This is a genomic window from Gemmatimonadota bacterium, from assembly GCA_016714015.1.
Lineage (GTDB): Bacteria > Gemmatimonadota > Gemmatimonadetes > Gemmatimonadales > Gemmatimonadaceae > Pseudogemmatithrix.
This window is the reverse complement of sequence record JADJNZ010000008.1, coordinates 166,568-187,345: the sequence shown is the minus strand read 5'-3', so window position 1 is coordinate 187,345 and position 20,778 is coordinate 166,568. Positions and strand designations below refer to the sequence as shown.

The window sequence follows — 20,778 nt, the reverse complement described above, 5'->3', positions numbered from 1 at the left end:
CTCCGGTCCGGAGCACAGAATCGCGGCCCCACTAACCCCCAACACCATGACCACCACGAAACTCGAACGGTTCCTGCGGTCCACTTCCGGGACGGAGATCGCCCGTTACCCGCTCGGCATCCCGACACCGGTGGCCGACTCGGTCCGTCAACTCTCGGCGTTCCCGTCGAACGCAGCGCGACGACTTCTCAAGGAGCTCGAGATGTTGGCGCGGAATCCCAACCTCCCGGTGCTCCTGGAGGGCGAGACGGGCACCGGCAAGACGCTCGCCGCGCGCGCCATCCATGACCTGTCGACACGCCGGGGCGGCCCGTTCCGCCGAGTCGACCTCGGGACCACGCGCCGGGACTTCGCTGCCTCGGAGCTCTTCGGCCACATGCCCGGCGCATTCACCGGGGCGACGAACGAACGCATCGGGGACTTCCCGCGCGCGAATCGCGGCTCGATCGCACTCGACGAGATCGGGAAGTGCGATCTCGATGTCCAGCAACAGCTGCTCGGCGCGAGCGAGTATGGCCATTTCAGACCGATGGGTTGCGAGCGCTGGTTCACCGTCGATGTCCGTGTGGTAGCGGCGACGAACGTCAACCTCAGCGAGCAAGCCGCGAAAGGGCTCTTCCTGCCCGACCTGCTTGCGCGGATCGAAGCCGGTCGCATCGTGCTCCCTCCGCTTCGCGCGCGCCGGGATGACCTTCCGACCCTGCTCGCCGATGCCATCAGCGGATCCTGTCGGCGTATGGGCCGCGCCACGCCGCCCAGCATCTCGGACGAACTGCTGGCGGCGGTGCTCGAGTACGATTGGCCGGCCAACCTGCGCGAGCTCGTCATGACCTTCGATCGGATCGTGACCGAGGCAGGTACGTCACCGGTGCTCCTCACGTCACATGTCAGCTCATACCTCGCCTTCGGCCGTCGGCTCAAGGGCAAGCGGCGCCGTGTCCCGCCGAGTGAGGTCGTTCGGATCCACGCGCTCGTCGGTGGAAGCGTGGAGAAGACCGTCGCACTCGCGCATGTCAGCCGTGCAACCGTCTTCCGTCACGTCAGGGCCGCGCGCGAGCGAGGTCATAAGGATGCATAAGCTACCGTCGGACCGCTGGGATCAGCGCCGGTCGCATCACGGAACGAGAGTCTCAACTCCTCGCCTCCGCACGGCAGCATCCGATCGCGCTCGGCTCCGCTCTAATGGTGCGCCCGATGCCACCACGTGTCGGCGCGAGTTGGCACGCCAGTTGCCCTGTAGCGAGGTGTGCCCAATGCCAGTCTGATGCACTCGAGCGCGGTACCTCTCCCTCTCGCGAGCGGCATCTCGCGCTCCTTCCTGTTGCGCCACCGGATCTGCCCTCTCGCTGAGGACGGCGAGGGGCAGCTCGTGGTCGCCGTGGGAGAGAACGCGTCGTCGGTGGCCGTCGCCGAGGTCGCGGAACTCTATGGACGGCGGGCTGCATCGCATCCGTGTTCTCGTGAGGAGCTCGAGCAGTACATCGAGCGCATCACCACCGAGGCCGACCGCCTCGTGGCTCTCGACCTGGTCAGGGACGACGACCCGGACGACGAGCGCACCACCGATGTCCGCGATCTGGCGAACGGGCCTCCCGTGATCCGGTACGTGAACCTCCTGCTGCGGGAGGCGATCGATGCCGGCGCAAGCGACATCCACCTCGAGGCAAGGAAGGGCGGTCTCGACGTTCGATTCCGAATGGATGGCGTCCTCGCTCCGGCCCCGGAGCCGCCACGACAGATGGAACATGCGGTCGTCTCACGCATCAAGACGGTCGCCGAGCTGGATATCGCCGAGCGGCGCCGACCGCAGGACGGGCGGATCCGGCTCCGGCTCGTCGATCGCGAGCTTGACCTGCGGGTCTCGACGGTCCCCACCGTCCACGGCGAGAGCGTCGTCCTCCGACTCCTCGATCGAGGAGTCGCCCCCGGGGACCTCGATTCGCTCGGCATGCCGGCGGTCATGCTCGATGCGGTACGGCAGCTCGTCTCGCGCCCGCATGGACTGATCCTCGTCACCGGGCCGACAGGGAGCGGCAAGACGACGACGCTCTATGCTGCGCTCCAGCAGCGGGACGCCTCACGCGAGAAGATCATCACGGTCGAGGATCCGGTCGAGTACGAGCTCCCGGGCGTCACGCAGGTCCCGGTCCATCGGCAATCGGGTGTTGCGTTCGCCACGGCGCTCCGCGCGATCCTTCGGCAGGATCCCGACGTCGTGATGATCGGCGAGATGCGCGACCGGGAGACGGCGGAAGTGGCGATCCAGGCGGCCATGACGGGTCATCTCGTGCTCTCGACGCTCCATACCAACGACGCGGTCGGCGCGCTCCCGCGTCTGCTCGATCTCGGGATCGCGGACTATCTGATCGGCGGAACGCTCGAGGGCATCGTTGCCCAGCGGCTCGTTCGGCGGATCTGTGGTCACTGTTCCGTTCGGGTGGACCTGTCGGATTCGGACGCCGCGCGACTCGTGGCGCGGCCGATCCATGCGGCGTCGGGCTGGCGCGGTCTCGGTTGTTCGGCCTGTCGGGAGTCAGGCTACCGCGGGCGCATCGGGATCTTCGAAGTGTTGCAGATGACCGATGCGTTGCGCGCGGCGCTGGCCCGCGGCGCCCCGCGATCGGAGCTCGCCGAACGGGCGATCGCGGACGGCATGGTCCCGATGCGGGAGTGTGGATGGCAGCTCGTCCAGGCAGGCATCACCACCATCGAGGAGGTCCTGCGTGCCGTGCAGGAGTGAGCAACGGCGGCGTGGTTTCACGCTCATCGAGTTGCTGGTCGTGATCGCCATCATCGCGACGCTCGCGTCGGTCGTCGCACCGGCCCTCTTCGGGAATGTGGGGGAGGCGAGGAAGACGGCAGCACGAGCTCAGATCGAGGTCTTCGGACTCGCGCTCGACGCGTATCGCCTGGACCTGCAGCGCTATCCGCGCACGGACGAGGGGCTCGGCGTGCTGCGGGAGGCGCCCCTGGATCCGGACGCGGCGTCCCGGTGGCGTGGTCCGTACCTCCGGCAGGAGGTGCCGCTCGACCCTTGGGGCCGACCGTGGATCTACGTCTCGCCGGGGGAGCGTCAACGCGAGGGCTACGATCTCTATACGCTCGGACGCGATGGCGCCGAGGGTGGTGATCACGAGGATGAGGACCTGACATCATGGCGTGGACCGCTCCGGCGCTAGCCGCGTCGGCCCCGCCGGATGCACGGGCGACACTCGATTCCGAGTCGCTCGCGATCGGGTTGCGCATCCTCGCGGATCTGCTGGAGGCCGGCCTTCCACTCTCGCGGGCGCTCGCCGCGTTCGAGGAACTGGCGCCCGCGGGCTGGTCTGCTGGCGTCCCGCGGCTGCGCACGTCCGTCCGCGAAGGCACGTCGTTGGCCCGGAGCCTCGAGGAGATGTCACTCGGCCTCCCGCCGGTCGTGGTCGGTCTGGTGAGAGCAGGTGAGGCCGGCGGGGGGATCGCTCCGGCGATTCGTCGTGCGGCGGACCACGCCGAGGCTGACGCGACGAACCGTGCGGCGATCCGCGCGGCGTTGGCGTACCCCGTCGTCGTCGGCGTCGCGGGGTTCGGCTCCGTCGGAGTCATGGTCGGACTGGTGTTGCCGCGCTTCGCCGGTATCCTCGACGGTCTCGGGCAGTCGATGCCACCGATGACGCGTGCGGTGCTCGACGTGAGCGCCGGATTGCGGGCTGGGGCGCTCCCGGCGGCGATCGCGCTCGTCCTGGCAACGTCGGCGCTGATGCGGTGGCGAGCGTCTCCCCGTGGGCGGCTGGCCACGGACGCCTGGATGCTCCGTCTTCCTCTCATCGGAACGGTCAGGCGATCCGCCGCCACCGCGCGACTCTGCGCCGCACTCTCGGCGCTCCTCGAATCCGGCATGCCGCTCCGCGCCGCCCTGCGGCAGGCCGCGCCAGCGCTTGGTGATGCCGCGATCGCGTCCCGTCTCGAGAGGGCGCGCGAGCGGATCGTCGCCGGAGAGCGCCCTTCGCGCGCGCTCCATGACGTTGGGGCCATGACACCGACCGCCTGCCGCCTGATCGCGTCCGGGGAGGAGACCGGACAGATGGGGCGCATGCTCGCGTTCGCGGCGCGGATCGAGCAGGGTCGCGCCGACCGCATCATGCGCACGGCGATCCGGTTGATAGAACCGGCCCTGATCCTCGCGTTCGCCGCGATCGTCGGTGTCGTCGCCGCGGCGATGCTGCAGGCGGTCTATGCGGTACGCCCCGGCTGATGCGCACCGCCCCCGCCGGCGCCACACTCGTCGAACTGCTGGTCGTCCTCGCCATGCTGGGCGTATGCCTGGCGGTGGTGACCCCGAGCTTTCGGGCGGCGACCACGCCGCAGACGGACAGCCTCATGCGTCTCATCGCCCAGGCGCGGTCCATGGCCATCGCCTCCCGGCGGCCCGTCGTGCGTTCAGGGATCGTGAGCGACTCCCCCGTGCATGTCTTCGCCCGACCCGACGGTCGGGTCACCATCGACAGCGCGGGACGAGTGCGCACGTTCCTCGCGGAGCAGGTCGATGCGACCAGGTGACGGCCGGCGCGGGATCGCGCTCCTCGAAGTCATCCTCGCCGTCGCGGTGCTCGGCGTCGCTGGGATCGGCTGGGCGACACTGGCCGCGCAGACGCTTCACACGCTCGAAGCGACACTCCGTCGTGAGGCGGAACTGGAGAGAGCTGCGCAGCTTCTCGAGCGCCTGCAGGCGCAGCCACTCCACGAGATCGAGCGGATGGCGGGACGCCGGCAGATCGACGGACTCACGGTGCACGTGACGCTCCTCACGCGCTCGGTGGCGCGCATGGAGATCCTCGTTCCGACGCAAGGTCGGGCGACGCTCACGACACACATCTATCGCCCGAACGTGACCGATGCGCCCTGAACGCCAGGGATTCACCGTGCTGGAGCTCATCGTCGCGCTGACACTCACCGCGCTGGTGGTCTCTGGCGCGCGTGGCATGCTCGTCGCGCTGCAGGACGGGGCGGACCTCGCCGCCAGCGCGTCGGTCGCGGCAGACCTTCGGAGGAACTCGAGCGGCCTCCTGCGTGATCTGCTCGCCCGGACCGAATCAGGTGGCCGATCAGCGACGGGATTCGAAGGGGGACCGACCAGGCTGAGCTTCGATACCTGGTGTGACTCGGCGGACGGCGAACTCGTGCGCTGTCGTGCCGTGCTCGCCATCGTCTCCCTCGGCAGTCCGGGGCGTAGCGGGCTCTCCCTGACCCTCGACGCCTCGCCGCCGATCGATCTCCGGCTTGGCGGCGAGCCGGACGCGTTCGCCTTTCAGGAGCGGACGGTCGACGGCGCGACCTGGCTTCCGGAATGGGGCCACAGCCTCCGCACGCCGACAGCGCTAGGCGTTGTCATGCACGAGGACACGACCTTCTTCCTTGTGGGCATCGACCGATGAGGCGTCCGGGCATCGCGTTGCTGGTGGTGTTGTGGGTGCTCTCGGTCGCGGCGGTGCTCACGCTGACCGCCGTGCTCGGCGGCCGTTCCGGAGTGGATGCGGCGCAGAATCGCATGGATGCGACCGAGGCGCGATACGCAGTGAGCGGCTGCGCTGCGCTGACACTCGCCCAGCTGGACCAGCGGCTCCTGGAGTCGCCCGCCGGGAGGCTGCGCGAAGCGGAGTGGGACCATCTTGATATCGGACTCGCCACGCTCGGCCCGCCGGTCGACGACTGCCGGCGCACGCTCCGATCGGGAGGAGCTCGCCTCAATGTGAACCGCGCCGGCCTGGAAGGGCTCCACCGGATGTTCCTGCTGGCGGTCCCCGAGACGGAGGCACTCGCGCTCGCCTCGGCGATCGAGGACTGGCGCGACTCCGATGACGAGCCGAACCCGCGCGGTGCGGAGCAAGACTGGTACTTGGCGCGTCGGCTCTCCCTGCCGACGAACCAGGACTTTCGATCGACCGGCGAACTCCTTCGTGTGCGCGCGATGGGCGACCACCCGGAGCTGCTCCCGGATCTCGACGTCGAGGGCACGACGGTCGACATCATGCATGCGTCGGCGGTGGTCCTGGCCTCGTTGCCCGGCATCTCGCCGCGGCTCGCCGCGGCGATCGTCGCTCGGCGTCGCGACGGTTGGCGTCCGTCCTCCGTGACCGAGTTGGCCGCGCTCGTTCCGTCCGCCGATGCTCCGGACTTCAGTGCTCGATTCGTTGACCTGTCCCGGATCGCCCGCGTCGGCCCTGAGACCTGGATCCTGACCGTGACCGCGAGCGCAGGCGCATCGCGAACGGAACGCTCCGAGGAACTGACGGTGACGTTGACGTCGTCCGGCCTCACACCCATACGTCGGAGGGTCTGGTGAAGCCGCTTCGCATGGTACTCACGCTGGCAGGCGATGAGGCGGCGCTTGTCCGGGATGGGGGGAGTGCGAAGCTCCCCTCTTGCGCGACGCGCCGGCCGAGCGACGTACCATGGTCGACCTTCTTGTACGAGATCCTCTCCTCGATCCCGGCCGTCGAGCGCCGGCGCGCTCGTGTCCTCGCGGTCGTTGACGCGCCACGATGCCGCTTCCGCCGGCTGTTCGACGTCGCCGCTTCGACTCCGCGCGCCAGCGTGGACGCGTTGCTCACGGCGAGCCCGGAAGCCTTCTTCCTCGGCGAGCCCGAGGCGTCGACCTACGGCGCGGTGACACTCCGTGAGGATGGTTGGTGGGGGGTCGCACTCGATCGTTCGACACAACTCTCCCTGAGCGCGGCCGCGACCGCGAGCGGAGTCGTGCTCGTGGGAGTCGTACCCGCGGAGTCCCTGCCGACGTCGGACCAATCGACGCAGTACAGCCTGTTGCTGCACGAGAGAAGGGATCCTTCGGTCGTGGTCTTCGATCCGAACGAGGCGCAGCGGTCGCGACGCGACATACGCAATCGGCGGCTCACCCTGCTCGTGTGCCTCGTACTCGCAGCGAGCGGAGCGGTGTGGGCGCCGTCCGTCTCGCTGCGACTCGAGTCAGCGGCACTCGAGGGAAGGCTGAACGGCCTTCGGAAGACCCCGGCCGCCTCGCAGGCGGCCCGCGAACTCGACGAGATGGCGCGGCTTTCCTCGGTCGCCGACGCCCTCGCCGGTGGAAGGGAGGCCACGAGCATTCTCGTCTCGCGGCTGGCGTCGGCACTTCCTGCGTCCGCGGCGATCACCTCGCTGCGCATCGACTCCACGTCGGCGGTCCTGTCGGTCGTGGCCCATCCACGTGAGGATGTGGCCGCCGCCCTCGCGACGGTACCGGGCTTCGCTCCACCGGTCCTCGTCGGTGCCCTCACCCGCGAGGTCTTTGACGGGTCGGATCTGCAACGTACGACCGTGAGCCTCGCCCTCCTGCGCCCCGCAGCTACGGGTTCTGTCACCCGGGCTCACCGATGAAGGTATCCCTCTCCCTCGCGCCCAGGGACCGCCGCGCCGTCCTGTTCGGGATCAGCGTGATCGGGTCGTTGTTGCTCGGCGCGCGTGGTATTCCCGCCGTCAGAACGATGGAGACGCGACAGTTGACGCGACTCGACGCGCTCCGCCTCCAGTCCCGGCTCCTCGACGCGGCGGTCGACGGTGGACCGAAGGGCCTCGAGGAGCGGAGGCGGGCGCATGGCGCGTTGCGCGGACGCTGCTTCGTGGCGGGATCACCCGCCGAAGCGACGACCGCTCTGGTCCAACGTGTTTCCGCGATCGCCGAGTTCGCTGGGGCTTCGGTCAGGGGCGCCAGTCCGCTCGGTGCCTCTCTTGCCACCGACGGAATCAGTCGCATCGCGATTCGTGTGTCCCTCACGGGCAATGCGAACGCTCTGCTGGAGCTTCTTCGTGAACTCGATGCGGATACGGCCCTGCTTTCCGTGCAAGAGGTGAGTGTAGCGCAAGCGGACCCCACCGCCGCGACCGCCGAGCTCGAACACCTGCGCGTCGAGATCACCATCGCAGCGATCGCGCTCCTCCCGGATCCGAGGAGCGAGGCATGATCGCGCATGTCGACCGCGCGCTCGCTGGCGGAGTCGTCCTGCTGATGCTGGGCGCCGCGCTTCGTGTCCACGGGATCGGAACGCGCGAGCTCGCCGTCGCTCCTGGCCAAGTCCCGACGATTCGCGCGATCGCCCCCCTGGGAAGAGACTCCCTCGAACGCATGGTCGCCGACGCGATCGGACGCACACCGTTCCGGCTCATCGCGCGAGATCGCGAGGAAACCGGGGAGGTCGTACCCGACGCGCCAGCCGAGGAGCGGACGCCGACACCGCCGAGTATCCGCCTCAAGGCCGTCGTCGGCGGGCCCCCATGGCAGGCGGTGATCACCGACGTACCAGGCTTCGATGGCGACCATGTCATTCGAGCGGGTGACCGGATCGGGGACGTCGTCATCGTGTCGATTCGCACGCTGGAGATCGGCGTGAGCTGGGGCGACACGACCTGGGTCGTGCGACTGGAGGCGAGATCCCCGTGAACCCCGTCCGAGCGCTCCTTCTGATGACCTGTCTTCTGTTCCCGCTCGCCAGTGGCGCTCAGACGCCAGAGGGCGGTCGTGCGCAGGACAGCGTCAGCATTCGCATCGTGAACACCGAACTGCGCGCCGCGGTGCAGCTGCTCGGACGGTATCTCGACCGCCCGGTCATCATCACGGGCGCGCCGACCATGTCGGTGACACTCGAGAGTCCGGTTCCGGTCCCTCGTGAGAGCATCGCGCGACTCCTGCGCGGCCTGGTCGAGAGCCAGGGCTTCGAACTGGTGGACGATTCGAGCTCGGGACTGTACCGGGTCCGGCCCCGTGAGCCGGTCCGGCTGAGTGGACCGACGGCCGGTGCGCCGCCGGTGCGACCGCTCTCCGTCATAGAGCTCTTCGTGATCCCGCTGCAGCACGCACGCGCGATCGACGTCGCGTCGATGGTCAATGCGCTCTACGGCCGGGGTGGTGGTGGCCTCGGAGCCGGCGCGGACGCCGGGAACCGCGCACCCACGCTCTCGGATGAGTTGCGGAACAATCTCGTCGCACCGAATGGTGCGCCCATGCAGCCCGGTGCGACGACTCCGGCCCCCGCGCGGCCTGCGACCCTGAGTGGCGAGCTCACGGTCGTCGCCGACATGCGAGGCAACGCCCTGCTGGTGCGCGCGAACCAGTCGGATATCGCTCTCATCCGCGAGGTCGTACAGGCGCTCGACGTCCGACCGTTGCAGGTCCTCATCGAGGTGCTCGTGGCGGAGGTCCGGCGGGACCGGTCGATCGGGCTGAATGCGGAGGGTGTCCTCCGCCCCACCGACGTCGGGAAGAATGGTGCGACCATCGAGAGCGCGCTCGGCGGCGGCGGGCTCGGCGATTTCGCCCTGCGCGTGATGGGCGTTGGTGGCCTCGATCTCGATGCCACGATCCGGACGGCGGCCTCGCGCGGGAACGTCCGCATCCTCACACGGCCCGTCCTGCTCGCGACGAACAACCAGCCGGCCGAGATCAGCGTCGGCAGCCAGCGCCCCTTCGTCCAGGTCCAGCGCTCGCTGCCGACGGACGCCGCGTCCCGCGACCAGATCGTCCAGTACAAGGATGTCGGCACGCGGCTGACCGTGCGACCGACGATCAGCGGGGACGGCTCCGTGCAGCTCGAGGTCATGCAGGAAGTGTCGACGGCCACCGCGGAGGTCGCGTTCAACGCGCCGGTCATCTCGACTCGGACGCTCAGTACGCAGCTGCTCGTCCGCGATGGCCAGACGGTGGCGCTCGGCGGCCTCACCGACCGCGTGAAGGAGACGCGACAGAGCGGCCTGCCGCTCCTCTCGTCGATCCCGTTGATCGGTGGCCTGTTCGGCGGGGCGTCGCGCGGCACGACGGAGACCGAGCTGTTCGTCTTCCTCACGCCGCGCGTGATCCGGACCGACGCCGATGCGGCCGCGCTCGCGGCACCCTTGCGTGCGAAGTCCGGGCCGCCGCCATGATCTCCGTCGTCGCGCCTCAAGGCCTGCGTGCCGTCCTCGTGGAGTACGAGGCGTGGTTGCGCCTCTCGGGCCACGCGGCCAGCACCATCCTCACGCGCCTCATCCATCTTCGCCGCTTCGTGGCGTGGTCGATGCGCGAGGGATGGCTCGCGCTGGAGACGATCTCGCTCGAGGTGCTCGAGCGCTACCAGTCCGAGGTGGTGGCGTCGCGGGATCGGCGCGGTCGGCCGCACGCGTGGAGCACGCGTCTGGGACGGCTGACTTCCGTGCGACTCCTCTTCCGTTGGGCGGTTCGCACGCGCCGGCTGCTCGTCGACCCCTCGGCGGAACTCGTGCTGCCGCGGCTACCGCGTCGTCTACCGCGGGCGGTGCTGAGCGCGACAGAGGTGGAGGCGGTGCTCAGCGCACCCGATGTCGAGACCATCCTCGGCCTCCGGGATCGCGCACTGCTCGAGGTGCTGTACTCCACCGGGCTCCGCCGCGGCGAGGTCATCCGGTTGCAGGTCGCGGACCTGGACGAGACGCGGGCGCTCGCCTTCGTGCGCGAGGGCAAAGGCGGCAAGGACCGCGTCGTCCCCGTCGGGCGGCGCGCGCTCGACTGGGTGGACCGGTACCTCGCCACGGCACGACCGCGGCTCGTGGCCCGGCGGTGTGACGGCGCCGACCCCGGCGTGCTGTTCCTCGGGGCGCGCGGCGACGCGATCCGTCCCTCGCGGCTGACGGAGCGGCTGCACGGCTACGTCCGGCGTGCCAGCGGGAAGGCCGGGAGTTGCCACGTGTTCCGGCATAGCATGGCGACGCTGATGCACGACGGCGGTGCGGATATCCGTGACCTCCAGGAACTGCTGGGCCATGCGCAGCTCTCGACGACGGAGATCTACACCCACGTCTCGGTCGAGCGGCTCCGGTCGGTGCACGCGCTGACGCACCCCGCCGAGGCAGGGCGCGCATGGCTCGGACACCGGCTCGGCGGCGGCATCGCGCCGCTGCTCGCGCTGCCGCCCCGCGGCGGGCGATTCGAGGGGCCGAGGGGCTCCCGGAGCGGTCGGTCAATACCGCGATGAGGAAGGGGAGGGGCTGGACGAGGGTTGGGACGGGCGGTCTATTCCACGCAGGAAGACCCGATCGGGCTCGCGGGGGGGCTCAATCTGTACGGGTATGCGGGTGGAGATCCGGTCAACTTCTCGGATCCTCTCGGACTGTGCCCCGGAATCCCCAACACGAATCAGCTTGACCCGACCGATTGCCCACCGGGCTACTTCACGGTTCTGTTCACGGCGGCCGGCGGAGCGGGTGGCGGACTTGCCGGTGCCATCTCAGCCGGCGTGGCGTGTTCGCCGAGTGGACCCGCTGCCCTCGTTTGCGCGGTGGGTGGAGCCGCGGGAGGGGCAAAGGCAGGGGGCCGCCGCTGGCGCGATCCTCGGCTCCGGTCTGGACGCGGGTCTCGCCTTCGCAAAGATGCTCGACCGGCTTGGCGGGGTGAACTTGATGTCCCCGGGAACCCGTTCACGGGAGCGAATGCGCAGGGAGACGCCTTCAAGCATCTAGCGAAGTACCATGGTGTCAGCGAAACGCAAGCGAGTGATCGACTACACAAGATCAAGGAGGCGGCCGGACTGGGGGGAGCTGACGACGTGATCTTCGGACGAACCGGCGATGTGTACAATGCAAGCACCGGCGAGCACATTGGGAACCTCGCCACCAAGTACTGATCGGGCACTGTTTCCACGGGCAAGGGGTACGCGTGAGCCACGACCACAGGCCGATCTACGTCATTCTCAGGTTCGACATCGGAATGTCGGACCTGTCGAACGCCGTAGCAGTGACGAAGGTGTTCGACTCCGAGGAGGCTGCGTCTGCTGAGGCGGAGCGCCTCAACACGGTGAACTCGTCTCGCAACGCGCGGTACGAGGTGCGAACGAGCCGACTCGTCGTGCTGTAGCACGTGGCGTGGGTGATCGCGACGATGCGGTTGTCGGCCCGTGGCGGGACGCCGCACCCGAGTCGCATGCGTACTTCGCTTGAGCTGATCCACCGAACGTCGGCGAGTTACTCTTCTCCCCTCGTCGTCACACGCAGGAAGACCCGATCGGGGTCGCGGGCGGGCTGAATCTCTACGGGTATGGGGCTGGGGATCCGATCAACAACGCGGATCCGTTCGGCCTTTGCCCAATGGAGCTCACCGGCAGGCCGTGTGCGCGCCACCTCGCGCTGTTTCGCCGGTTGCGTGAAGATCCGGGGAACGCCCGGGTGGGTGAGTATGGTCGGGTGCGGAACAACGGCACCAAGAACCACTGGGGTCTCGATTTCGCCGCCCTGCGAGGTCAGGCCGTGAAGGCGGTCGATCGAGGCACCGTCTCTGCCGTCGGCACGTCTGAGACCTATGGCAACTATGTAGAGATCGCCCACAAGAACGCGGACGGGAAGGCCGTAAGCTGGTCCTTCTACGCGCACCTTGATGAGCCTTCAGGGCTCATCAAGGGCGAGAACGTCGCCGCCGGCCAACTGGTCGGTACGGTCGGCAACACTGGGAACGCGGAGAGTACGCCGATGCACCTGCATTTCGAGATCCGCACCAAGAGCATGCCCGACATCGGCAAGGACCGACGGGACCCCACGAGTGACGTCAAGCCGGACAATCGACCATAGCCGCTCCACAGACCGGAGGCATCTCGTGCGCTCGCTCGTGCTTACACTCGCCTTTTCGTCGGCGTGTGCCCTCGGCTCGATCAACTCGTCGCACGCGGGTGGCGATGCGCCCCAATCCTTCCGCCTCGTGCGGGTTGGCGGAAGGGACCTTGAGTCGCGCGCAGCCAATTCGCGCTCTTGTTCACTCAGGCCGTTCTGGGGCCGCTTCACGCTCGATTCCGCCTCCTGGAGCAGCGTAGACAGTCTCTTCATCAACTGCGTCAGCTCAGACCGCTCGGCGGAGCTGCGTGGACGCGAGGGAAGCGGCCACTACGTGCGCAAAGGGGGCGACACGCTCGATTTCTATGTGTCTGACACCACCGAAGGCGTGCACGGTTACGTGTTCTCGGGCATCCTGCACCGTGGGAGCCTGCGTCTACTTGCGGCGGACGAGGAGCCGGGGGACTATCTCTATCGCCGCGTCGATGTTCGATAGTGTCAGCTCAGTAGTGTCAGTTCAGTTGGGAGCGGAAGGCGGACGGAACGGAGTTCGGCCACGTAGCCGAGTCTAATGGAGCGACGACGTCCCCGAGACTCGAGTATGGGCAGGCATTTTTTGCACGTCACCGTCGGACCCGCGAGAAGAGAGGGCGCGACTGCACGCAGGAAGACCCGATCGGGGTCGCGGGGGGACTGAACCTCTACGGGTACGCGGGTGGGGACCCGATCAACTTCGCGGATCCGTTTGGGCTCACGCCCTGTACGAAGGACGAGGTCGACGCAGGGCGCGAGACAGTGGCGAACAAAGGCGGTTTCATCTGCGTCGAGCGTCGCAATCGTCAGGCACAGGAGACGCTGGCTCAGTGTGCGGCGGATCAAATCGGAGTCAAGGACCTAGTTCTCCTCGGAGCGATACCGCTGGAGAAGAAGGCGTTGGGACTGACGAATATGGCGGGTGCGAGTCCGTTCACGAATGTGATTGGTTACGGCGGACATGTCCTGTTCCCCAATGCGAAGTTCGAGAGCCTCAAGGTGCTCGGCACGAGTCGCGCCTTCGGAATCGTCGGGCGAGCTGCCTCTCGCGCCGCGCCAGTTCTTCTCCTGTACGACGCGGCCAAGATCGCGACGTGCTCGACCTCCAAGCCGAGAACCTAGGGAGAAGTGCTGATGAGCATCCATGACCTGGTTGTGAACAAGATTGCCGAACTGACGCGCTTCGTAGCGGAAGATGTTCGTGTCGACCACAGGCTGCGAGACGACTTGAGGATGGATGAGGACGACTTCAGCTTTCTGTTCGTGCCGGGCCTGGAACGCGCGCTAGGCATGGCGCTTCCGCAGGACGACTGGCAGGGAGTTCGCACGGTCGGTGAGGTGATTCGCATGATAGAGTTGAAGGTCGGAGTCACGGCGCCTTCACGTGATGAGAAGGCCGCACGCGACCGATTCCCATCAACTGATTAGCATCGATTGGGGTTGGCGCACTGCGATCTCGCGGCTCCGCCGTGCGGAGCGCCAAGTCGAGGTCGCTTCCCAGGGGCTGCGATCGGCTTCATCGGAGCTTAGAGTCGTCCGCGCGGCGATTCCACGCAGGAAGACCCGATCGGGGTCGCGGGAGGGCTGAATCTCTACGGATACGGGGCTGGGGATCCGGTAAACAACAGCGATCCTTTCGGCCTGTGCCCGGAACCAGCATCATGCGCCGTCATTCTCGCAGCCGCCGCGGGGGGAGTCGCTTCGGGTGCCGCCGCCGCGGGCGTCGCGACGGTCGGTATCGGAGTCGTTGCGATCGGGGTTGGTGCGGCGAACGCCGCGATTGGAGTCACTTACAGCGTCTACCGCTCCATTTCGCAGGCGAGCGACTACGTGGGGATCACGAACAACGTCGCGAGGCGCGCATCTGAGCACCTCAAAGGTCCGCACAGGATAGAGATTGCACCACTCGTCAGCGGACTCACCAGGATGCAAGCACGCGGTGTTGAGCAGGTATTGATTGAGACCCTCGGCTTGAAGAAGGATGGCGGCGCTCTGGTGAATCGGATCAACAGCGTCGCAAGAGACAACCCTGACTACGACAAGATGAAGGCCATGGGATTGGCCATACTGCGAGAAATCGGATATGAGCCCAGAACGCCATAACCGGGCTGGCTCTAGTCTCCCCCAGCCCGGCGACGTCCTCGCGGTCCCGCTCTCGCGTGGAGTGGCGTTCTGCACGTACCTCGGGAAGCACGAGACCCTCGGCGATGCGATTCTGGTGCTGCCAGGCATCCACGAGTCGCATGACGTTGCGAAGGCGGTCGCCGCTGCTGCAGCCGGATTCGTCGCGTTCTATCCCGTTCGCGCCGCCTCTCGATCGGGGCTGGTCCGCGTCGTTGGATTTCATCCCGAGACGCTGCGTCCACTTTCCTCGATGGTGCGCTATGTCGGCAACACTTCGGAGGACGGTCGGGTGCTCACTTGGCTCATCACCGATGGCGCCTCGCTGCGCCAACCGCGTACCGTTCTTTCAGATGAGGAGAAGCAGCTGCCGATCGGTACCATCTGGAATCACCCGCTTCTTGTGGATCGGATCGAGAGCGACTGGAGACCTTGAGTAGGGTGGACGGCCGGCGTCGATGAACATGCGAGGTCGGCGCCTCGAAGTTCCTTGCATGCACGCAGGACGACCCGATCGGGGTGGCGGGAGGACTCAATCTCTACGGATACGCGGGCGGGGATCCGGTCAACGACAGCGATCCGTTCGGCCTCTGCTGCTTTGCCGGCGTCCCGCGGGGACTGGGAAGCGAGATATCCGGTTCGATCCAGCGATCCCGAGAGGAGTTGGCGGCTCGAGCCGTTCTCAGAGTTCTTTCCGCCGCTCACCAGGAGGCCATCGGACAGCTAACGGGAAATCTGGTCGGCGCTGCCACGACCGCGGTCGGACGTAGCGCTGCGGGTGGTACGCTGTACCGGTTCGGCAGGAACTCGGAGTCAGCGGCGACTTTGGCCGACGAGGCACGCCGGGCCGAATCCATGCCTGGGTTCGGGCACGGGGTCTCCGTCGTCGATTGGCAGTCGACGCGGCAAGGCGCGAGTTCGGCGTCGAGAGCCGCCGAAGAAGCGGAGTTTCCCGTCTTACGCACCGGAAGCAGTGCAGGGCATCATACCGTGATCCTTCCGAAACCGGTCACGGAAGAAGTGGCGACCACGTTCAATCGACTGTTCGGCCGTACACCATGACGGATTTCGATGAGACTGTCGGTCCGGGCCCGCGAGGAGATCCCGTGCACCCCTTCGAACGTTTGTTGGCCTTCGACGTGTACGACGGCCCGGTCGTCGGAATCGCGTTGCGCCCTTCGGCGGCGAAAGCATCGCTATTCGAGCTGCTGACGTGGGACGAGGCGCGTACTGAACGCATCTTCTCTCTCGCACCGATCAGCTATGAAGCGGCGAACCGCGAGATCCGGAGCATTTCGGGGATCGTCGCTCCGAACTGGCCCGAACGGTGGCTCCAGCGCGCACCAGGCGAACAGGAGAGCGATGTCGTTGCAGGCGCCGTGAGCCGACTCCGCGGGGCAGCGCAACACCCCGACGCAGTGGTGAAGTCGCCCGCCCTGTTGCGCTCGATCTCGGATTCGGTCACGCTCGACAGCGAAGAGAAGCGACGGGAGTTCGAAGTACTGAAGCGCCGGCACGACGATCACGCAATTGATGATCCAGAGCGGTTCAGCGCCTGGGCGGCGTTCGTCAGGAATGTTCAGGCGAACGACCATTCGTGAGGGGCGGGAGCGACTTCGGGTCGCTCTCCCCGCGAGGGGGCGCGATTCGCAAGGGTTCGACCGCGTTCTCGAGCGCGACCGCCCCATCGACCCAGGGCCTGTGCGGATTTCTGTGTGTGAGGCCGGTGCGGTAATCAGGCGTGATCCGTGAAGCGACTGCCGAAGAGCATGGCGAGGTACGGCATGGCGGCCTTCCAGGCGTGATTCCCGCGCCGCCACTTCCGCGTGATGTTGCGGAGCGCGAGGTAGAGCAACTTGGTCGCGGCCTCATCGGTCGGAAAGTGGCCGCGCGTCTTCACGATCTTTCGGAGCTGCATGTGCAAGCTCTCGATCGCGTTTGTCGTGTAGAGGAGCTGCCGGATGGCCGGCGGGTACGCGAAGACCGGGGCGACGTGCGGCCAGTGCCGGCGCCAGAGCGCGACGATTGCCGGATACTTGGTCCCCGCCGGACTCGCCGCGAAGGCCTCGAGGGCGGCGAGCGCCGCCGCCTCCGTGGGCGCGCGGTAGATCGTGCGGAGGGCCGCCGCCAGCGGCTTCCGCTCCTTCCAGCTCACGAAGTTGAGGCTCTGCCGCACGAGGTGCACGACGCAGTGATGCACCTGCGCCTGCGGGAAGACCGTCGTGATCGCGTCCGGGAACCCGACCAGGCCATCGACGAGGGCGATCAGGATGTCCTCGACCCCGCGGCTCTTGAGCTCCGTCATCACGCGGAGCCAGAAGCTGGCCCCCTCGGTTTGCTCGATCCAGAGGCCGAGCACGTCCTTGTGCCCGTCGCGATCGACACCCAGTGCCAGATAGACGGCCTTGTTCCGGACCACGCCTTCGTCGCGGATCTTCACGCGCAGCGCGTCAAAGATCACGACGGGTAGACGCGGTCGAGCGGCCGCTGCTGCCAGGCGGTCACCTCCTCCATCACTTCGGCGGTCACCGCACTGATCACGCTCGGCGAGACCTCGACCTGATAGAGCTGCTCCAAGTGCGCCTGGATCTCGCGCACCGAGACGCCGCGCGCATAGAGCGACAGCACGTTCGCGTCGAACTGCGGCAGCCGCCGGACGCCGGTCGGCACGAGCTGCGGCCGGAACGTGCCCTCGCGGTCGCGCGGGATCTCGAGCGGCAGCGCCCCGGACTCGGTCAGCACCGTCTTCGGCGTCGCCCCGTTCCGGTGATTCGCCTGCCCCGCCGGCTTCTCCTCCCCCGGCGCGTACCCGAGATGCTCGGTCAGCTCGCCCGCGAGAATCCGCTCGGCGATCCGCTTCTGCATGAACCGGAAGAGCGCTGACAGGTCCTCCGGCGTCTTCGTCTTCCCGATCAGCGCATCCATCGCCGCGGGGTCGAACTCAGGGAACTCCTTCGGTCTGGCCATCTCCCCTCCTCAGGGTGAGTATGGCCTCACACACAGAATCCCGTACAGGCCCTCGACCCACGTTGCTCGCGCTTCCGCCGGCACGTCCACATCGCCTTCCGGCACGTCCACATCGCCTTCCAGGACGTCCACATCGCCTTCCAGGACGTCCACATCGCCTTCCAGCACGTCCACGTCGCCTTCCAGGACGTCCACATCGCCTTCCCGGACGTCCACGTCGCCTTCCCGGACGTCCACGTCGCCTTCCCGGACGTCCACGTCGCCTTCCCGGACGTCCACGTCGCCTTCCCGGACGTCCACGTCGCCTTCCCGGACGTCCACGTCGCCTTCCTGGACGTCCACATCGCCTTCCGGCCCGTCCACATCGCCTTCCGGCCCGTCCACATCGCCTTCCGGCCCGTCCACATCGCGTTGCAGCAGTTCCACATCGCCTTCCACGATGTCCACGTCGTCTTCATCGACGTCCATTCGATCTTCAGGGAATTCCATCGAATCTTCCACGGAATTCACGGCGACTTCGAGCAGGTCAGCCGCCCGGATCCCTGCGCTCGTTCGCCGTCGGCCCCTCACCCTCCCCCTCGTACGGCTCCATGTGCACCACCACCCCCGTCGTCCCGGGCAGCTCGGCCTTGAGCTTCGCCTTCACATGCCCGCCGATCGCGTGCGCCCGGTCCAGCGTCACCGCGCCGTCCGCCTGCACATGGATCTCGATGTAGTACCGCAGCCCCGTCTTCCGCACCACCGTCTTCTCGATCGCCGCCACGCCCGGCACCGTCGCCGCGATCCGCCGCGCCTCCTGCACCACCGCGTCGCCGGGATGACGGTCCATCAACTCCCCCACCGCCGGCCGCAGCATCTTCACGCCGTTGTACGCGATCACCCCGCTCGCCAGCAGCGCCGCCCAGTCGTCCGCCGGTTCCCACCCCGGCCCGCCGATCAGTGCCGTCGCGATCCCCACCTAGGCCGCCGCCGGCGCCGGATCAGGCATCAGGCTGGTGGCGAGCCCGCACGGCACACGCACGCTCAGCACGCTCAGCACGCTCAGCACGCTCAGCACGCTCAGCACGCTCGGCACGCTCGGCACGCTCGGCACGCTCGGCACGCTCGGCACGCTCGGCACGCTCGGCACGCTCGGCACGCTCGGCCCTACGTCCGCAGTCGCAGGATTGAACGCGCCTGAACCGCAGGGCCGAGACGGACGCTATCTTGCCAGGAAGACCAACTGCCCTCCGCGTGCGACACATATCTGCAGGTGAGTAGTGCCGGGCGGGTTGTGAATCCGTGGCTCGAACGCCGGCGATGGTGCGTCGAGGGAGTGCTCGGTGCCCCCAGCCGCGTACGCCACCGGAACCAGCCGCACGTGCGGACGACTCGTCGGGTCGGCACGGTCTCCGACGCTTGCCTCACGCACCACGAGCCGTACGAGGGCACCGGAGTCTGCGGGCGGGGATAGGAGGCTACCTCCACGACTGATTCGTACCTCCACTATCTCACCGACCGCGGCTTCCGTGAAGCATCGAGCTTCCACGAACCGCATCTCGAGACCGACGTAGCTCGGAACCGGCCGCACGTCGGCGCTCGGACGTCGGCAGCCCGACAGCGAGGCACATAGCAGTGTGACAATAATCAGGCGACGGAGCATACTAGACTCCTCTGGCGATGCAGCAGGCTTCAACTTGCGGGTGCACACACCCTCCCTCTCCCGACCGCGCGCTGCACCGACATCCCGCAGGCGACAGTGCGGGGGGAATGGGGGCGCCTGAGAGAGCATTCCCGGTCCAGGTAGCCCACGATGAGGTCACCGAGTTCATCCGGTAGCATCGATTCCGTCAACGAGGACAGGTTCGCTCCAAGTTCTACGCGGACCCACCGTGCGACAGTCCTTCTTGAGAGGAACAGCAGATCCCAAGCAGGATCCGCGGCTGCGCAACCGCTGCGCGTCAGGTCAAACGCGAGGGCGGCGCGCGTAGCGGAGAGCAACGTCCACGCAGTCGGGCCTTGGACGCGAGCGAGCGCTCGCTCAAGGGTCCTTCGCGCGACCCCATGCGTCCGAGCGAAGGAGATGACGGCGTGCGGCCCGGCCGGAGGTGCCGCGAGCCACCGAAGAAAGTCGTCGACATGTGACTGCTGCCCGCCGAATCGCCGACTGAGTACCGCAAGCACCACGTCCGAAGTCGGTGTGGGGATGGCCACTGACAGCGTCCGAGGCAGGGTACGGATCTGCGAACGATCGCCCGGTAGCGGGAATCCCGAATCCGGCTGCCGCATCCCCGTGGCTGCTCCGCGCATATTCACAGCGCCCGTCACGGCCGCGGAACTCTCCGCATCGTATCGGCTACCGACGCGCGGCTGATGGAAGATAGCTCCCCGAGGAGCGCGGCCACTTCCTGCGGATTGCTTAGCAGTCGGTCGTTCATATAGAGTACGCGCTCGCCATCGAGCAACACGCTGAATGGCGTGCGTGAAACCTCCGCAGTGCGCCAGATTTCGTTGCCAACATCGCGGCAAAGAGTCGCGCTTGTGGCAACTTGGAGAGCGGACGCCGCCACATCAGCACTCTGCGTCGCAGTACCATAGATTACTCGCGATTCAACCGGAATGCGCCCAAGCCTCTGCAACGAATCCAGCGCGCTCAGGTGCGACTGACAGAGCGCGCAGTCGGCGGGTGACGCGAAGGTCAGGAGCACCGGAGACTCACGCGTGGGTGAGAGTCCCCTTTCATCGGCACACACCACCGACTTTAGGTCGAGACGCATCCCTACTTGCACTCCGTGTTCTTGCGTGAGAGAAGGCACACCCTTCTCCCGCTGTGCCCGATCGACGCAAGCATTCAGCGTCACCGAGAGCATACAGAACCCCACTCTCCACCCATGCAGTGAGAGCGTGCGCCTCGAGTACCTCAGTTGGCTCGCTCCAGAATGTAGAGGCCGATAGAGCCATGCTCCCTGGCACTCGGAACACGCTCGAGGAGCATGAACTCCTGCTCCCGCGTCACCCCTAGCGGACGCAGTGCAGTTTCGGTGGACCAGCACTCCTGAACGCGAAGTGCACGCGGGCAGCCGAAGAGGCGAAACGTCGACGAAGTGTCATTCGCCGGAGTCTCGAGAAAGACTGACACGA

At 67.3% G+C, this 20,778-nt stretch carries 24 protein-coding genes and 2 pseudogenes; 21 read left to right on the top strand and 5 right to left on the bottom strand.

Annotated elements, in window-relative coordinates; all coding sequences use genetic code 11:
• Positions 1–46: 46 nt before the first annotated feature.
• The 21 genes and pseudogenes from IPJ78_16775 to IPJ78_16675 all read left to right on the top strand — a co-directional run bounded on the left by IPJ78_16775 (position 47) and on the right by IPJ78_16675 (position 16,292).
• Positions 47–1,078 (top strand): sigma-54-dependent Fis family transcriptional regulator, encoded by a 1,032-nt coding sequence (locus IPJ78_16775; GenBank protein MBK7908199.1) that lies wholly within the window; start codon positions 47–49, stop codon positions 1,076–1,078.
• Positions 1,079–1,264: 186 nt separating this feature from the next.
• A complete protein-coding gene (locus IPJ78_16770) occupies positions 1,265–2,740 on the top strand; it encodes a type II/IV secretion system protein (GenBank protein ID MBK7908198.1) in 1,476 nt (491 codons plus the stop codon).
• A complete protein-coding gene (gene gspG / locus IPJ78_16765) occupies positions 2,724–3,179 on the top strand; it encodes a type II secretion system major pseudopilin GspG (GenBank protein ID MBK7908197.1) in 456 nt (151 codons plus the stop codon). Before IPJ78_16770 ends, gspG begins: the two co-directional genes overlap by 17 nt.
• The gene (locus IPJ78_16760) at positions 3,155–4,234 is read left to right on the top strand and encodes a type II secretion system F family protein (protein ID MBK7908196.1); all 1,080 of its coding nucleotides are present in this window, start codon (positions 3,155–3,157) and stop codon (positions 4,232–4,234) included. Before gspG ends, IPJ78_16760 begins: the two co-directional genes overlap by 25 nt.
• Positions 4,234–4,539: a prepilin-type N-terminal cleavage/methylation domain-containing protein gene (locus tag IPJ78_16755; GenBank protein MBK7908195.1), complete on the top strand. Its 306-nt coding sequence runs from the start codon at positions 4,234–4,236 to the stop codon at positions 4,537–4,539. Before IPJ78_16760 ends, IPJ78_16755 begins: the two co-directional genes overlap by 1 nt.
• Entirely contained in the window at positions 4,526–4,885 is a 360-nt protein-coding gene (locus IPJ78_16750) for a hypothetical protein (GenBank protein MBK7908194.1), read from the top strand. The genes IPJ78_16755 and IPJ78_16750 overlap by 14 nt, the downstream gene beginning before the upstream one ends.
• Positions 4,875–5,414 carry a prepilin-type N-terminal cleavage/methylation domain-containing protein gene (locus tag IPJ78_16745; protein ID MBK7908193.1) on the top strand — a complete coding sequence of 180 codons (540 nt, stop codon included), beginning with the start codon at positions 4,875–4,877 and terminating at the stop codon, positions 5,412–5,414. Before IPJ78_16750 ends, IPJ78_16745 begins: the two co-directional genes overlap by 11 nt.
• Entirely contained in the window at positions 5,411–6,322 is a 912-nt protein-coding gene (locus tag IPJ78_16740; protein MBK7908192.1) for a general secretion pathway protein GspK, read from the top strand. Before IPJ78_16745 ends, IPJ78_16740 begins: the two co-directional genes overlap by 4 nt.
• 122 nt (positions 6,323–6,444) lie before the next feature.
• Positions 6,445–7,371: a hypothetical protein gene (locus tag IPJ78_16735; protein MBK7908191.1), complete on the top strand. Its 927-nt coding sequence runs from the start codon at positions 6,445–6,447 to the stop codon at positions 7,369–7,371.
• Complete coding sequence (locus IPJ78_16730; GenBank protein MBK7908190.1) at positions 7,368–7,955, top strand: hypothetical protein; 588 nt, start codon at positions 7,368–7,370, stop codon at positions 7,953–7,955. Before IPJ78_16735 ends, IPJ78_16730 begins: the two co-directional genes overlap by 4 nt.
• Positions 7,952–8,431 carry a hypothetical protein gene (locus IPJ78_16725; GenBank protein MBK7908189.1) on the top strand — a complete coding sequence of 160 codons (480 nt, stop codon included), beginning with the start codon at positions 7,952–7,954 and terminating at the stop codon, positions 8,429–8,431. The genes IPJ78_16730 and IPJ78_16725 overlap by 4 nt, the downstream gene beginning before the upstream one ends.
• Before the next feature lie 23 nt (positions 8,432–8,454).
• On the top strand, positions 8,455–9,909 hold the full coding sequence (locus IPJ78_16720) for a type II secretion system protein GspD (GenBank protein ID MBK7908188.1): 1,455 nt from the start codon (positions 8,455–8,457) through the stop codon (positions 9,907–9,909).
• On the top strand, positions 9,906–10,973 hold the full coding sequence (locus tag IPJ78_16715) for a tyrosine-type recombinase/integrase (GenBank protein ID MBK7908187.1): 1,068 nt from the start codon (positions 9,906–9,908) through the stop codon (positions 10,971–10,973). Before IPJ78_16720 ends, IPJ78_16715 begins: the two co-directional genes overlap by 4 nt.
• 45 nt (positions 10,974–11,018) lie before the next feature.
• Positions 11,019–11,177, top strand: a pseudogene (locus IPJ78_16710) (hypothetical protein).
• A 527-nt stretch (positions 11,178–11,704) separates the two neighbouring features.
• Positions 11,705–11,851, top strand: coding sequence for a hypothetical protein (locus tag IPJ78_16705; protein MBK7908186.1), 147 nt, complete (start codon positions 11,705–11,707; stop codon positions 11,849–11,851).
• Positions 11,852–12,081: 230 nt separating this feature from the next.
• Positions 12,082–12,558: a M23 family metallopeptidase gene (locus IPJ78_16700; protein MBK7908185.1), complete on the top strand. Its 477-nt coding sequence runs from the start codon at positions 12,082–12,084 to the stop codon at positions 12,556–12,558.
• Positions 12,559–12,583: 25 nt separating this feature from the next.
• Entirely contained in the window at positions 12,584–13,033 is a 450-nt protein-coding gene (locus IPJ78_16695) for a hypothetical protein (protein MBK7908184.1), read from the top strand.
• 179 nt (positions 13,034–13,212) lie between these two features.
• Positions 13,213–13,692 carry a hypothetical protein gene (locus IPJ78_16690; protein MBK7908183.1) on the top strand — a complete coding sequence of 160 codons (480 nt, stop codon included), beginning with the start codon at positions 13,213–13,215 and terminating at the stop codon, positions 13,690–13,692.
• Positions 13,693–13,704: 12 nt separating this feature from the next.
• Complete coding sequence (locus IPJ78_16685; protein MBK7908182.1) at positions 13,705–13,998, top strand: hypothetical protein; 294 nt, start codon at positions 13,705–13,707, stop codon at positions 13,996–13,998.
• A 736-nt stretch (positions 13,999–14,734) separates the two neighbouring features.
• Positions 14,735–15,127: a hypothetical protein gene (locus IPJ78_16680; protein MBK7908181.1), complete on the top strand. Its 393-nt coding sequence runs from the start codon at positions 14,735–14,737 to the stop codon at positions 15,125–15,127.
• A gap of 670 nt (positions 15,128–15,797) precedes the next feature.
• The gene (locus IPJ78_16675) at positions 15,798–16,292 is read left to right on the top strand and encodes a hypothetical protein (protein ID MBK7908180.1); all 495 of its coding nucleotides are present in this window, start codon (positions 15,798–15,800) and stop codon (positions 16,290–16,292) included.
• Positions 16,293–16,426: 134 nt separating this feature from the next.
• Here IPJ78_16675 and IPJ78_16670 read toward each other — a convergent pair.
• The 5 genes and pseudogenes from IPJ78_16670 to IPJ78_16650 form a co-directional block, all read right to left on the bottom strand.
• A pseudogene (locus IPJ78_16670) lies at positions 16,427–17,658 on the bottom strand (IS256 family transposase).
• Between the two features lie 9 nt (positions 17,659–17,667).
• Positions 17,668–18,147, bottom strand: coding sequence for a hypothetical protein (locus IPJ78_16665; protein MBK7908179.1), 480 nt, complete (start codon positions 18,145–18,147; stop codon positions 17,668–17,670).
• Positions 18,148–18,184: 37 nt separating this feature from the next.
• Positions 18,185–18,616: a hypothetical protein gene (locus tag IPJ78_16660; GenBank protein MBK7908178.1), complete on the bottom strand. Its 432-nt coding sequence runs from the start codon at positions 18,614–18,616 to the stop codon at positions 18,185–18,187.
• The gene (locus IPJ78_16655; GenBank protein MBK7908177.1) at positions 18,617–18,796 is read right to left on the bottom strand and encodes a hypothetical protein; all 180 of its coding nucleotides are present in this window, start codon (positions 18,794–18,796) and stop codon (positions 18,617–18,619) included. It abuts the gene before it with no gap.
• Between the two features lie 1,165 nt (positions 18,797–19,961).
• On the bottom strand, positions 19,962–20,345 hold the full coding sequence (locus IPJ78_16650) for a hypothetical protein (protein ID MBK7908176.1): 384 nt from the start codon (positions 20,343–20,345) through the stop codon (positions 19,962–19,964).
• Between the last annotated feature and the right edge of the window lie 433 nt (positions 20,346–20,778).

Coding starts and splice junctions, on each gene's coding strand:
- IPJ78_16750 (MBK7908194.1), top strand. CDS start 4,526: ATGCGACCAGGTGACGGCCGGCGCGGGATCGCGCTCCTCGAAGTCATC.
- IPJ78_16715 (MBK7908187.1), top strand. CDS start 9,906: ATGATCTCCGTCGTCGCGCCTCAAGGCCTGCGTGCCGTCCTCGTGGAG.
- IPJ78_16760 (MBK7908196.1), top strand. CDS start 3,155: ATGGCGTGGACCGCTCCGGCGCTAGCCGCGTCGGCCCCGCCGGATGCA.
- IPJ78_16740 (MBK7908192.1), top strand. CDS start 5,411: ATGAGGCGTCCGGGCATCGCGTTGCTGGTGGTGTTGTGGGTGCTCTCG.
- IPJ78_16705 (MBK7908186.1), top strand. CDS start 11,705: ATGTCGGACCTGTCGAACGCCGTAGCAGTGACGAAGGTGTTCGACTCC.
- IPJ78_16700 (MBK7908185.1), top strand. CDS start 12,082: ATGGAGCTCACCGGCAGGCCGTGTGCGCGCCACCTCGCGCTGTTTCGC.
- IPJ78_16755 (MBK7908195.1), top strand. CDS start 4,234: ATGCGCACCGCCCCCGCCGGCGCCACACTCGTCGAACTGCTGGTCGTC.
- IPJ78_16775 (MBK7908199.1), top strand. CDS start 47: ATGACCACCACGAAACTCGAACGGTTCCTGCGGTCCACTTCCGGGACG.
- IPJ78_16730 (MBK7908190.1), top strand. CDS start 7,368: ATGAAGGTATCCCTCTCCCTCGCGCCCAGGGACCGCCGCGCCGTCCTG.
- IPJ78_16720 (MBK7908188.1), top strand. CDS start 8,455: ATGACCTGTCTTCTGTTCCCGCTCGCCAGTGGCGCTCAGACGCCAGAG.
- IPJ78_16725 (MBK7908189.1), top strand. CDS start 7,952: ATGATCGCGCATGTCGACCGCGCGCTCGCTGGCGGAGTCGTCCTGCTG.
- IPJ78_16745 (MBK7908193.1), top strand. CDS start 4,875: ATGCGCCCTGAACGCCAGGGATTCACCGTGCTGGAGCTCATCGTCGCG.
- IPJ78_16770 (MBK7908198.1), top strand. CDS start 1,265: ATGCACTCGAGCGCGGTACCTCTCCCTCTCGCGAGCGGCATCTCGCGC.
- IPJ78_16685 (MBK7908182.1), top strand. CDS start 13,705: ATGAGCATCCATGACCTGGTTGTGAACAAGATTGCCGAACTGACGCGC.
- IPJ78_16665 (MBK7908179.1), bottom strand. CDS start 18,147: ATGGAATTCCCTGAAGATCGAATGGACGTCGATGAAGACGACGTGGAC.